The following is a 13,987-nucleotide window of genomic DNA, read 5'->3' as shown; positions in this document are numbered from 1 at the left end:
ATTCGTAAAGAAATTGGAATTATTTATAGTTTCGTTCATATTGTCGTTCTAATTAGGTTTATTATTGTTTCGCTCATGGCATCTTCTTATACACGAATCCTTCACCACCAGGGAAGTAAGCTTTGAATACAATGCTGAGGAACCGTGCAATATTCTTACGCTTCTTTCCAATCTTGAAGAAAGCGGAGCTGGCATACGCCATGAGGTCGGCTTGGCTGCATTTGGCATTGACGGCTATGCTGACTTTAGGTATTACTATCTGGTCACGCTCGGCAAAGGCAATGGCACAAGCGTTGATGGCCTCTTGCTCTTCTTTGCTGAACACGCTTATTTTCGCTGCAAACCAGTCGAGGGCTTCTTGTACTTTGTGCTGCTCTTCATCCACGGCTTGCGACATTGCTGCTGCACGTTCCTGTTCAAGTTTCTCTACCGTGTCCTCAAGTACTGCCACCTTTTTCTGCATGACATTGTACTTCACCATATTCGCCATGACGAAGCAATAGCAACACACAACGACGATGAAGACAAGCACGGCTTGATAGCGTAGCTCGTCCACAATATTGTTCTGCCCTGCAATGTAATGGCTCATCATTGGCACTGCCATTAACGATAGCGCAGCACCGACATACATAAACCTAATTTTTGCCTTGTCGCTTATTGGCAATATGCCCACAAACAAGGCAAGAACGAGCGACAACGCGCAGAAGCAGAGTGCAAGTAATGCTGTTCCCATATTCTATTCTGTTTTATTGTTTTGCTTTATTATCTTCTTTGTCAAACAATTCATCATCCTCATGAAGCAGATATTCATATTTGGTACCGATAAGACTTTCACGGTCATATTCTTTTCTGTACTCCATGATGTAATAACTTATGGTTTCGGGATAATCATAGACGAATCTTCGGCAGACTTTCTTGTACATAAGCAATATGCGTTCGTCGTCGGCAAACTCAAACAGATAGTCAAGCATCCGGCCTACTTCATTTGCTGTTGCGTGTTTCCTCGCACAGAAGTCCTCCACAATGGGAGCATACTCTATGGCTGCTCTCTCACGAATCTGCATAAGTCCCTTTGCCAATTCTTTTATTCCTGCAAAGAATTCTTGATAATCCTTGTCCTTACTTATATCATTCATGCCATGTCTTTTTTAATCTTTCAAACAAGCAAGCGGTATGACTCTGACTCCGTCTGGGCGTGTGTAAGCCATGCTGCCACCTGTCATGACAATCATCAAATCGGGTTCGCGCAGCGGCACCTGCTTTTCTGTCTCATTATGCACTTGAATGAGTCGTTTAATTTCCAAAAGATGTTTGGCTCCTTCTTCTATTTCACGGCTGCCAAGCTTGCACTCTATCAGAGCATAGCGTCCATCGTCAAGATGAAGCACAAGGTCTGCTTCCAGTCCGTAGCGGTCGCGATAATATGACAGATGATTGCCAAAACCTGGAGTATAAGCCCGAAGGTCTCTCGCACACATCTGCTCAAAGATGAAACCAAAGGTTTTGAGCTGCGTCATCAATGCTTCTGGGGAAAGTCCTAATGATGCAATTGCAATGGATGGGTCTACGAAAGCTCGTTTTATACCACTTCGAATTGCAGTCTTGCTTCGGACTGCAGGACACCATGCTTCGATGTTGTCAATAACGAACAATTTGTTGAGGGAGGTTACATAATCCTCAAACGCACTCATAGAAAGTGAAACTTCCCCAGAGGTTGTTACATCAGCTAACAGAGCGGTATTCTTTGCCAATGTTGAGATGTTACGGGCATACGAACGCAATATTGCACGAGTTGTCCGTTCATCCCTTTGTACGCCATCCACTCTTGAGATATCGTCACGACAAATGGCATCAACATAGTTGCGTGCAATAAGTAGCTTTGCCTTATCACTCTTCATATTTAGAAATGCAGGCCATCCACCACGACAAGCAGCATAAATCAAGTCTTCAATCTTCATATCTGAAGTGATGCCGTCTATGTCTAAGTCTTTATTATCAAACAATTCTTTAAGTGAAATTTTTCCGTTAGACTCTCCTGACTCCCATAGACTCATTGGCAACATCTTCATTCGTGAAATCCTACCCGTACCAGAATGATGTATTTTACTTCTGTCTACAACAGTAGACCCTGTAAGAATGAATTGGCCTGGAACCTGACGCCTGTCCACCATAGTACGCACGGCATCCCAAAGCACAGGAGCATCCTGCCATTCATCTATAAGACGAGGAGTTTCACCCATCAACAACAATGATGGTTTTGAGGCAGCAGTTGCAGCGTATTCTTCCTGCATCTCCGTGTCCTGCATCTTAATGACACTTTTGCTCATTTGTTCCGCAGTTGTTGTCTTTCCGCACCACTTAGGCCCCTCTATTAGTACAGCCCCGAAAGCCTCAAGACGCTCTGCCAGTTGAAGGTCTGCAATTCTATGTGAATAACTCATATTGTAACCGTGATTTGATTATGTATGCAAAGTTAGTGATATTCAGTCATGTATGCAAGCAAAAACAGATATTTGTGGATATTTAACACTATGAATTGTGCTGTTTTATTGCTAACTTTTGTGGTAGTTTAGAACTAACTTTTGTGGCAATTCATTTGTATTTTTTGCTGTATTTCGTTTGTAGTTTTTGAGGTACTACATTTAGTGTTTACAAGTAAAAACACTACCTTTTAATAAGGTAGGCTGCACTCGGGAATACAAAACAAAACTTCGTATTTGTTTTGATATTCCGCTCATTTGCACTACCTTTGCAGCAGTTGAGTGCGTGTTTGCTTATCGTTGCTTATTTCCATAATTGCAGCACATTTGCAGCACGTTCACGCAGATGGCTTGTTTAATAACGGTTTGCATTTCGAGGAGGTGAAGTAAGTTCTTGTAAGTAAGAATAGTGTTAATAAAATAAAGATGAGGGTGCGTCACAGACTTATGACACACCCTCCTTTTTGTTTTTGGGGTAGTTACATCTCTACGTGGACTTCGTGCTTGCCTGGGGAGCAGGGAACAATGGTTCCGCTGATGAGCTTGCCGTCTACGGTGATGCGGCTTACGCCCTTCTCCTTGCCATCGGGATTTTTTATCACGATGTGGTACTCGCCACCACGGAACTTGCGCACTACCTCATACTCCTTAGCGGTGCTTGGAAGGCAGGGATCGATGAGAAGACCCTCGTAGTCGGGCTTGATGCCGAGAATGAATTCGCTGACGGTGTACCACATCCATGCTGCGGTGCCTGTGAGCCATGAGTTCTTTCCCTCGCCCGGACGGGCAGCATCCTTGCCTGCCACCATCTGGCAGTTCACGTATGGTTCCACCTTGTGTAGTGTCTGATATTTTTCTTCCACGTAGCTGGGCAGAATTTTGGTGTAGTGGTTCCAGGCATCGTTGCCACGTCCCGCTACAGTCTCACCGATGATAACCCAAGGATTGTTGTGGCAGAAGATGCCGGCATTTTCCTTGTAGCCCTCTGGGTAAGAGGAAATCTCGCCCATCTCTACATGATAGGTGGTATAGGCAGGATTGTTTAACACCATTCCGTGCTCGCACTCCAGACGCTCCTTGGCGCTATCCAGTGCCTTGTCGCAGAGACCGTTTTCCAGTCCGATGCCCGCCATGGTACACCAGCCCTGACTCTCGATGAAGATCTTGCCCTCCTCGTTCTCATCACTTCCTATCTTGTTGCCGAAGAAGTCGTAGGCACGGAGGAACCATTCTCCGTCCCATCCGTGCTGCTTCACGGCTTCGCTCATCTGGTCTACTGCCTGCTGCATACGGTTGGCTTCTGCGAGGTAGTCATTCTCGGCGAGACCAGCGATAGTGCCTTCACTGCTGTTTGCGGCTTCCTTGGCGAGCTGCTTGCAGAGCGCCACATAGTCCTTGCCTGTAACGACGAAGAGTCCGGCTATCATCAGGCTCTCTGCCTTGGAGCCTTCTCCCTTGTTCTCTGTTGTCTGGAAACTCTCGTTAGGATTCCACGAGAAGCAGTTGAGGTTGAGGCAGTCGTTCCAGTCGGCACGTCCGATGAGTGGCAACTTGTGAGGACCGAGGTTGTTGATGACATGGTTCATCGAAATCTTCAAGTGCTCGAAGAGACTTACCTCGCTGCCCGGCTGGTTGTCGAAAGGCACCTGCTCGGAGAGGATGGAGAAGTCGCCCGTCTCCTTGATGTAAGCCACGGTTCCGAAGATGAGCCAGCATGGATCATCGTTGAATCCGCCACCGATGTCGTTGTTGCCGCGCTTGGTGAGTGGCTGATACTGATGATAGCAGCCGCCGTCTGGGAACTGGGTGCTGGCAATGTCGATGATGCGCTGCCGTGCACGGGTGGGAATCTGATGCACAAAGCCCACGAGGTCCTGGTTGGAGTCGCGGAAGCCCATGCCACGACCGATGCCGCTCTCGAAGAAACTTGCCGAGCGCGACATGCAGAAAGTGATCATGCACTGATACTGGTTCCAGATGTTCACCATGCGGTCTAACTTATCGTTGCCGCTCTTTATGGTGAAGATGTTCAGCAGGTTGTCCCAGTACTGGTTGAGTTCTGCGAAGGCAGCGTCCACCTTCTCAGTAGTGTTAAACTGCTGGATAAGCAGATGAGCCTTCTCCTTATTGATGACCTTCTTGGCGACGAACTTCTTGTCCTGTTCGTTCTCCACATATCCTAAGAGGAAGATGAGATCGCGGCTCTCGCCTGGCTGCAGTGTCACCTCGATATAATGCGACGCGATAGGGCTCCAGCCGTGGGCAAAGCTGTTGCGTGGTTTGCCCTCCGTCACAGCCTGTGGCTCAGAGAACTCGTTGTAGAGTCCGATGAAGCTCTCGCGGTCGGTGTCATATCCCTGGATTTCTGTATTGACGGTATAGAAGGCGTAGTGGTTGCGACGCTCACGATACTCGGTCTTGTGATAGATGGTGGAGCCTTCCACCTCTACCTCGCCGGTGGAGAAGTTGCGCTGGAAGTTCTCCATATCGGTGGCTGCATTCCACAGGCACCATTCGGCAAAGGAAAACACCTTGAGGGTCTTCGTCTCCTGCGACTGATTCTTGAGCGTCATCTTCTGTACCTCAGCCCAGGTGTGAAGCGGAACAAAGAAGAGCACACTTGCCTCCACACCGTTCTTGCTTCCCGTAATGCGGGTATAGTTCATACCGTGACGGCACTCGTAGCTGTCGAGTGGAGTCTTGCAGGGCTTCCATCCGGGATTCCACACGGTGTCGCCGTCCTTGATATAGAAATAGCGGCCGCCATTGTCCATAGGCACACCATTGTATCGGTAGCGGGTGATACGCCGGAATTTTGCGTCCTTGTAGAAGGAATAGCCGCCTGCTGTATTGGAGATGAGCGAGAAGAAATCCTCGTTTCCCAAATAGTTGATCCAAGGCCATGGGGTCTGTGGATCGGTAATTACGTACTCGCGATTGTCGTCATCGAAATGACCATACTTTTTCTCTGCCATTGTCTTTGTAGTATTTTTATTGGTTTTTTACTTATTTATTACGTAGAACTGAATTCTTACGAGAAACAGAATGCTATTTTTTAGATTATTTGCATGATTTTGATGCAAAGTTAGTAAAAAGTTATAGTTGTAAAGTTAGATAACTGATATTTTTTGTATTTTTGCAATAGATTAGGTTTGAAATCAAACGGATTGTTAACATTTCATACACTTGGCTTATGAAAAAAAACATTTTAGCACTTATCATTGCCTTGTTTGCCGTGATACAAACGATGGCTCAGACTTACGACAACCTTTGGAAGCAGGCTGATGCCTACAGGCAGAAAGACCTTCCGAAGAGCGAGATCGGTGTGATGAGAAAAATAAGCGCCAAGGCTTCCGCGTCGAAAGACTACGGACAACTGCTGGCTGCCGAGATGAGACAGGCGATGCTGTGGAAATCAATCTCCACCGACTCGCTGACTCCTGCTATCCAACGCCTGAGGCTGCAGGAACAGCACACTGCCGACCCAATGCTCAAGGCCGTATGGAATGCTGTGTTGGGAAAACTCTACAAGGAGAATGTTTACTACATTGACGCAAGCGACGAGGAAGTCGCTAATAAGCGTTATCGTGTGAACAGGGCTAAGGCACAAGCGTACTTCATGAAGGCGCTGGCGCAGCCCGAGCTACTGACACGCCACGCATCTACCGAGTATGCGCCACTCACCATGAGAGGACTCGACGGTGCTTCGTTTGGCAACGACATGCTGCATCTCATCGGGTTTGAGGCCGACACGAAGGAGGCTTACCTGGAGATGTACACCTATTATAATAAGGTGGGCAACAGAGGTGCAGCCTGTCTGTGTGCCTTTGAGGTGATTCAGAAATATCGTCAGGACGACGTGAGAGAGGTGAAAAAATCGAAGTATCTCAATGCCATCGACTCGCTCATCCATGTATATCAAGATATTCCCGAGGCGGGAGAACTGGCGGTGGAGCACTATCGCTTCATGGAGGAAGCCACCGACATCAAACCGGCTGACAAGCTCAATTATATCAACTATGCCCTGAGCCGATGGGGAGGATGGTCGAGGATGAACGTGTTGAGAAATGCACAGAAACGACTCACCGAACCTATGTTTGACATCGAGGACCTGCAGCAGGTGTTGCGCCCAGGACAGAAGCAGTGGGTTCATCTCAGCGTGCGCAACCTGCAGAACATAAAGGTGAAGCTGTCGCGCCTCGATATCACTGCCGACAACGAATACGACGTGCAGGACGAGAAAACTTACAAGTGGCTGAAGACCAAGACTTCAGCGCTGCACGAGAAAGAATACAGCAGACTGTTTTACGGTCATCCCAACTACGAGGAGGTGAAAGACTCCATCCTGTTGCCAGCGCTGCCCATAGGCGCTTATCTCATGGAGGTGACGGCCGATAATCCTGGTGTGGCGCCAGCCCGACGACTCTTCTATGTGAGTGACCTGGCTGTGATGATACAGCAGTTGCCCGACGAAAGGCACCGCTATGTAGTGGTTAGTGCCACGAGCGGACAGCCCATTGCCGGTGCAAGGATAGAACTCTACAGAGACGACTACTACGACTTCAAAACCAAGAAGCATAAGCGTATCGTGCATGCCAGGCTTACCAGCGACGCCGAGGGTGAGGCGTACTTCAAGAACGTGGACGGAAGCGTGCTGCTTTCTACCACGACCGACAAATACTGTCCAGCACGAGACATCTATCTCTCGCGTACACGCTACTATGAGCAGAAAAACAACAAGACCATCGTCAATCTATATACCGACCGAGCCATCTATCGTCCCGGACAGACGGTGCATGCCGCTGCCATCCTCGCCATCAATGAGCGAGGGACTGATGCCAAGGCATTTGAGAAGGGCAAGGAGGTGAAGATGGAATTGTATGATGCCAACTGGAAGGTGGTGGCAGAGAAGACTGTCACGACGGACGATTACGGAATGGCTGCCGCCGACTTCGTGTTGCCACAAGGCGGACTGACTGGGCAGTATAGTGTAAGAGCCATGGGCGATGGATGCTACTTCCGTGTTGAAGAATACAAGCAACCCACCTTTGAAATCAACTTTCCCGAGGTGAACGAACGATATACATGGGGCGACACCGTGGTGGTGAAAGCTACAGCTAAGACCTATGCAGGCCTGCCTGTTCAGGGAGCCAAGGTGGAATACACTGTGACAAGGCGCAATCAACTGTGGTGGTGGGGCTCACGTTCAGCCGACCGACAGGTGATGACAGGAGAGGCTGTGACCCGTGAGGATGGAAGCTTTGATGTGGAAATACCATTAGAGGCAAAGTTGACTGGCGCCGACAGCAATGGCGCTGACGATTTTATGCGAGTGGCGAGATTCTTCCACTTCGACGTGTCTGCCATCGTCACCGACATCAGCGGCGAGAGTCATGAAGGCGAGATGAGTCTGCCTCTCGGCACGAAGCCCACCGCCTTTGCTGTCGACCTACCTAAACGCATGGAGACCGACAGTCTGAAACAGGTGACCTTTGCCTACCTCAACAGTGCTGGAATAAAGATTGCCCACTCGCTGAAGTATCGCATAGATGGGGGCGAGTGGCTTGATGCTGAGGCCAATGAGCCTGTGCAACTGCAACATTTGGCATCGGGCATGCACATGGTGGAGGCTGTGTGCGGACAGGACAGTCTGCAGCATAAGTTCGTCCTCTTTAGTATGAAGGACACCAGGCCGATGGAGGAGACCATGCACTGGAGCTATCAGACTGCCACGAGCTTCCGCACCGACGGCAAGCCTGTCTATCTGCAGGTTGGGTCATCGGCCAACGGTGTGCACATCGTCTACTCGATCATCGCCGGTAACAAGCTGATCGAGAAAGGTGCATGGGAACTGGGCGACAGCATCGTCACCTTGCCCTTCACCTACCGACCAGAATATGCCTCGGGCATCGTGCTCAACTACGCCTTTATAAAGGAGGGGAAATGCTACTCACGCACCATGAACATCGCACGCCCCATGCCCGAGAAGAAGCTGAACATCGAGTGGAAAACTTTCCGCAACCGGCTTACACCAGGACAGAAGGAGGAATGGACACTGCGCATCACTACGCCCGACGGAAAACCAGCCAAGGCGCAGTTGATGAGTGTGCTCTACGACAAGTCGCTCGACCCGTTGCAGAGGCTTACATGGCAGATGAACTTAGGCTTCTATCAGTCGCTGCCCAGTTGCTACTGGAAGAACAATCTCGCCGTGAGAAGCCGCTATGCGGGCTTCGGCAGCAACTTTCCCACCAAGTATTATCAGGAGAACGAACTGCAGGCCGACAGTTTTAATCCGTTCTACTTCCAGAGCGAGTTTTATGGCAAGAAGGTGTTCTTCTTAGCCAAAGGTGCCATGGAAGACAGAACGGTGGAGAGTGCAAAGGCAACAGCCCCCGTCATCAAACGCGATGAATTGGTGAAGGAGGAAAGTAGAGTGATGCACATCAGAGGAGCCAGATATGCTAACGCCGAACAGCTGTTTGGACTTACCGAGAGCGCGGCAGAGGATGTGGCTGACGGAGGAATCGCTGTGGGCTGCTCTGCGCCTGAGGCGGCAAAGACTGAAGAAATGCTCGACCAGGTGCAGACACGCGAGACCTTGAACGAGACGGCTTTCTTCTATCCAGCCCTGCAGACCGACGATGAGGGTAATGTGGCCATACGTTTCACCCTGCCTGAGAGCATCACAACTTGGAGATTTGTGGGACTGGCTCATAATAGAGAGATGTGTCATGGCGTCATAGACGCCGAGGCTGTGGCACAAAAGACGGTGATGGTGCAGCCCAATATGCCACGCTTCCTGCGCGAAGGCGACAAGGCTGTGGTGGCTGTCAGAGTGTTCAACAACTCAGACAGGAAGGTGAACGGCAGTGCTCGTATGCAGATCCTTGACCCCGAAACCAACAAGGTGGTGTGGCAACAGACTCAGAAATACAACCTGGAAGCCAACGGATCGACATCGCTGATGTTTGACGTGCAGGGGCTGAAAGAAGGTATATATATAAATAAGGTGGTGGCAGCCGGTCGTGGCTATAGCGACGGCGAGCAGCACTATCTGCCCGTATTAGGAAACAGCGAGCTCGTAACACGCACCCTGCCCATCACACTGACCGAGAAAGGAGAGAAGCACTTCGACCTCACTTCGCTCTTTGCCGACAAGGAAGGCAAACAGGCTGCACAGGCAGAACGCGCCAAGGTGACTATCGAGTACAGCAACAATCCAAGCTGGCTGATGATTCAGGCTCTGCCATCGCTCAGCAAGGCAAAAGACGACAATGCCGTCTCGCTGATGTCGGCTATCTACAGCAACAGCATCGCCCGCCACATCATGAAGCAGAGTCCTGTCATCGCACAGGTAGTGAAGTTGTGGAAGCAGGAGGCAGCCTCGGCTGAAAGCGCAAGAGCAGCCAAGGGTGGCAAGGCTGACGAGGCTGGCTCCTCACTGCAGAGTGTTCTGGAGAAGAATCAGGAACTGCGCGAACTTGTGCTCAACGAAACACCTTGGGTGATGGATGCCGACAGGGAGAGCGAGCAGAAAAAACTATTGATTGAATATCTGGATGAGTCGCTGTGTCAGAACCGACTGACCGACGAGGTGGCAAAATTGCGTAAGCTTCAGCTTGCCGACGGCTCCTTCGCCTGGTGGAAAGGCATGGAAGGCAGCAGATACATGACTACCGAGGTGGCTGAGATGATGGTTAGGCTGAACCGTATGGTGGGTGTACAGCAGGAGACCAAAGACATGCTGACTGCTGCTCTGCGCTATCTGCAGCGAAAGGCTGCTGCAGAAGTGAAGGACATGAAGAAAGAGGCGGAGAAGAAGAGAAATGTGCGCCCGAGCGAACTGGCTATACATTATTTATATATTCTCTCGCTCGACGGACGCAAGCTTGATCCGGCAGCGACTTATCTGCTGCAGAATATGGCAGAGCGTACCGGTGAGTTCACCATCTATGGCAAGGCAAGAACTGCCGTGGTGCTGGCAAGCAATGGACAGCAGGCTAAGGCTGCCGACTATCTGCAGAGCATAGCCGAGTATTCGGTAAGCAGACCGGGAATGGGAAGATACTTCGACACACGCAATGCTTACTATAGCTGGCGCGACTATAAGATTCCTACACAGGTGGCCGCTATCGAGGCAACGGAGATGCTGGGTACAAAGGCTGGAAAGGCATTTGCCGCAGAGAATCTGACCGTTCAGCAAGCTATCGACGAGATGAAGCTGTGGTTGTTGCAGTCGAAGCGCACCCAGGCTTGGGATACTCCAGTCAACACGGTGGATGCGGTTTATGCCTACCTCAATGGTAAGGAAATACTGCTGCAGAAGTCGGCAGACGATGCCACTATCCGTATAGACGGCAAACCACTGCAGTTGCCTCAGGCTACGGCAGGACTGGGCTATGTGAAGACCTCGAAGCAGGGCGCACCACACACGCTGACGATTGACAAGAAGAACGAAGGCACCAGTTGGGGCGCAGTATACGCCCAGTTTGTGCAGTCCTCTGCCGAGATAGCCGCCTCAGAGGCAGGCATCAAGGTGGTGAGAAAGGTGGAGAACGCCAAGAACGTGAAGGTGGGCGACAAGGTAAAAGTAGTGCTTGCTATTACAGCTGACCGCGACTACGACTTCGTGCAAGTGGTGGATAAGCGCGCTGCCTGCTTGGAGCCCGTCACTCAATTGAGCGGCTATCAGTGGAGCATGGGTTGCTATGTGGCACCCAAGGATTATACAACAAATCTCTACTTTGGCCGTTTATCAAAAGGAAGGCACGTGGTGGAGATGGAGTATTACATCGATCGCAAAGGCGAATATCAGGCAGGAACCTGTGCGGCGCAGTGTGCCTACAGTCCTGAGTTTGGCGGAAGGGCAGAGGCTTATAGGCTGAATGTGAAGGAGTGATGTCTTAACTCCCTGACTCTTAGAATTCCGAAAGTAGAATAAGAAACAGAATATACGAACTGATAAATACAAAGTGAACAGATGAAAAGAATGAGTATATGGATGCTGGTATCGCTGTTGGCGGTTTCGGCATCGGCGCAGAAAATAACCACGCAGCAGGAGACAATCGACTGTGGACAGGTGTTGTTCAGAAATCCCGTAACGGCAGAATTCCCTTTGAAGAACGTCGGCAACAAGGCTTTGCGCATCAGTCAGGTGCGCAAGAGTTGCGGATGCACAGAGGTGGAGTTTCCTGAGCGAGACATAGCACCGGGCGATTCGTTTATGGTCAGGGCAACATTCGATGCCAAGCAAATGGGCACGTTCATCAAGCAGATTGGACTCTTCAGCAATGCCGACGAACAGCCTTTCGTGCTTACTATGCGTGGAAAGGTGGTGGACAGAGTGGTCGACTTTGCTGGCAATTACGCCTATCAGTTGGGCAAGTTGAAAACCGACATACAGGACCTGGAGTTTGATGACATCAACCGAGGCGACCGCCCCGTGCAGCGCATCCACATCATGAATCCTACCGACGAGGTGCTGCAGCCTGTAGTGCTGCACTTGCCTCCCTATCTCACCGCACAGGTGTCGCCTTCCAAGTTGGCGCCACGCCACAGTGGTGTGATCACAGTTATGTTGGACTCACGCAAGTTGCGCGACTTGGGACTGAATCAGACTTCCATCTATCTTGGCTCGCATCTTGGTGACAAGGTAGCACCCGAGAAGGAAATCAGTGTGTCGGCAGTTCTTTTACCAAACTTCGAGAAGTTGACAGCCGAAGACTTGGCACAGGCGCCTAAGGTGAAACTATCTACCACCACACTCGACCTTGGTAACTTCGGCACCAAGAAAAAGGTGAAGGGCGAAATCCTCATCACCAATGAAGGCAAATCGGTGCTCGAGATAAGAAGTATGCAGATGTTTACCATGGGACTTCAGGTGTCGCTCAAAAAGTCGAAGATTCAGCCTGGAGAGACGGTTAAACTCAAGGTGACAGCCGTCGCATCCGAACTGAAGAAGTCGCGTTCTAAGAATCCTCGTGTGCTCATGATAACCAACGATCCTGATAATGCCAAGGTGGTGGTAAAGGTAAAGGTGAAGTGAGAGAAACGAGTCTGTTAAGAACAGATAAATAGGAACAGATAAGTAAGAACGCAAAGTAACAAGTTCTGTAAAAAAAAAGAAAGAACCGTGCAAATAGAAATAGATAATGGCAGTGGATTCTGCTTTGGTGTGACCACTGCCATCAAGAAGGCTGAGGAAGAACTCGAAAAAGGTGGACAACTGTATTGCTTAGGTGATATCGTACACAACGGAATGGAGGTGGAACGACTGCATCATGCCGGGCTAATCACCATCAACCACGAGGATATGGAGAAGCTGCATCATGTCAAGGTGTTGTTGCGTGCTCATGGTGAGCCGCCTGAGACTTATGCCCTGGCCGAGCAAAACCATATAGACATCATTGATGCCACCTGTCCTGTGGTGTTACAGTTGCAGAAACGTATCAAGCGGCAGTATACCAGCAATCCGGATGCGCAGATAGTCATCTTTGGCAAGAATGGACACGCAGAGGTGTTGGGACTGGTGGGGCAGACTGCCAGCAAGGCCATCGTGATTGAGAAATTCCAGGATGTGGAGAAACTGGATTTCTCTCGCGATATCTATCTCTATTCCCAGACGACTAAGAGTCTTGACGAGTTTCATCGTATCATAGAGTATTGTCAGGAGCATATTGTAGAGGGCGCCACTTTCAAGAGTTTTGACACCATTTGCCGACAGGTGGCCAATCGTATGCCTAATATAGCCAGCTTTGCTTCCAAGCACGATCTCGTGCTTTTTGTGAGCGGACGCAAGAGTTCCAACGGCAAGGTGCTCTTTAAGGAATGTCATCGCGTGAACCCCAACAGTTATCAGATAGAAAGTGCCAATGAAATCAACCTCGACTGGCTCAAGGATGTAAACACAGTGGGAATTTGTGGCGCTACCAGTACTCCCAAATGGCTGATGGAAGAATGCCGTGAGTTTATCTTGAACCATTTGTAATAAGTTCGTGAATGGGGAAGAAGTTAATATAAACAAAACAGGTGGTACGTCTTCTCACGAGGACCCACCACCTTCAAAAAACAGTAATTAACTCAAAATTTATAATCTATATCATTACTACCTTGTTCTGATATTCTAATCTCTACATGCAAATGTACAGAAAAGGTACATTTTGACCAAATTATTTTCCGTGAAACGGCACAATGTTTCGCTGAAAGCTTTTTGTTTAAGATATTTTTATACTTTAATCTCTTTTAGTAACTATTCAGCATAAGTCGTCAACTATGAATATAACTAAAATGAAGTAAGTCAACGTAAATGATAAATAAAATAAGTAACAACCGAGTCAACCATGTTAAAAACAACGCTAAGAGGGTAAGCTAAAATCGTCAAACCACAAGAAATCTTACTCTTATACTATATAAATGTTCTTTTAGCCTATATAATTCTATGTTCTAAACTCAGGGCGGACGCATCAAAATGCGTTCGCCTCCAAAAGTTTTGACAGGTAATTTTC

7 protein-coding genes are annotated in these 13,987 nt (G+C 49.2%); 3 read left to right on the top strand and 4 right to left on the bottom strand.

What is annotated here, in order from left to right:
- Positions 1-73: 73 nt before the first annotated feature.
- From F7D20_RS04735 to F7D20_RS04720, 4 genes are all read right to left on the bottom strand, one after another.
- Complete coding sequence (locus tag F7D20_RS04735; protein ID WP_158463060.1) at positions 74-733, bottom strand: hypothetical protein; 660 nt, start codon at positions 731-733, stop codon at positions 74-76.
- A 13-nt stretch (positions 734-746) separates the two neighbouring features.
- Positions 747-1,136 carry a hypothetical protein gene (locus F7D20_RS04730; RefSeq protein WP_158463059.1) on the bottom strand — a complete coding sequence of 130 codons (390 nt, stop codon included), beginning with the start codon at positions 1,134-1,136 and terminating at the stop codon, positions 747-749.
- A gap of 12 nt (positions 1,137-1,148) precedes the next feature.
- Positions 1,149-2,441 carry an ATP-binding protein gene (locus F7D20_RS04725; RefSeq protein ID WP_158463058.1) on the bottom strand — a complete coding sequence of 431 codons (1,293 nt, stop codon included), beginning with the start codon at positions 2,439-2,441 and terminating at the stop codon, positions 1,149-1,151.
- Positions 2,442-2,959: 518 nt separating this feature from the next.
- A complete protein-coding gene (locus F7D20_RS04720; RefSeq protein WP_158463057.1) occupies positions 2,960-5,455 on the bottom strand; it encodes a GH36-type glycosyl hydrolase domain-containing protein in 2,496 nt (831 codons plus the stop codon).
- A 218-nt stretch (positions 5,456-5,673) separates the two neighbouring features.
- Between F7D20_RS04720 and F7D20_RS04715 the strand changes: the two genes are divergently transcribed.
- The 3 genes from F7D20_RS04715 to F7D20_RS04705 all read left to right on the top strand — a co-directional run bounded on the left by F7D20_RS04715 (position 5,674) and on the right by F7D20_RS04705 (position 13,470).
- A complete protein-coding gene (locus F7D20_RS04715; RefSeq protein ID WP_158463056.1) occupies positions 5,674-11,382 on the top strand; it encodes an alpha-2-macroglobulin family protein in 5,709 nt (1,902 codons plus the stop codon).
- Positions 11,383-11,463: 81 nt separating this feature from the next.
- Positions 11,464-12,528 carry a DUF1573 domain-containing protein gene (locus F7D20_RS04710; protein ID WP_158463055.1) on the top strand — a complete coding sequence of 355 codons (1,065 nt, stop codon included), beginning with the start codon at positions 11,464-11,466 and terminating at the stop codon, positions 12,526-12,528.
- An 87-nt stretch (positions 12,529-12,615) separates the two neighbouring features.
- Complete coding sequence (locus F7D20_RS04705; RefSeq protein WP_022252440.1) at positions 12,616-13,470, top strand: 4-hydroxy-3-methylbut-2-enyl diphosphate reductase; 855 nt, start codon at positions 12,616-12,618, stop codon at positions 13,468-13,470.
- Positions 13,471-13,987 lie beyond the last annotated feature (517 nt).

This window comes from Segatella copri, from assembly GCF_009495355.1.
Taxonomy (GTDB): domain Bacteria; phylum Bacteroidota; class Bacteroidia; order Bacteroidales; family Bacteroidaceae; genus Prevotella.
The sequence above is the reverse complement of the archived record's forward strand: the minus strand, read 5'-3'. Positions and strand labels throughout refer to the sequence as shown.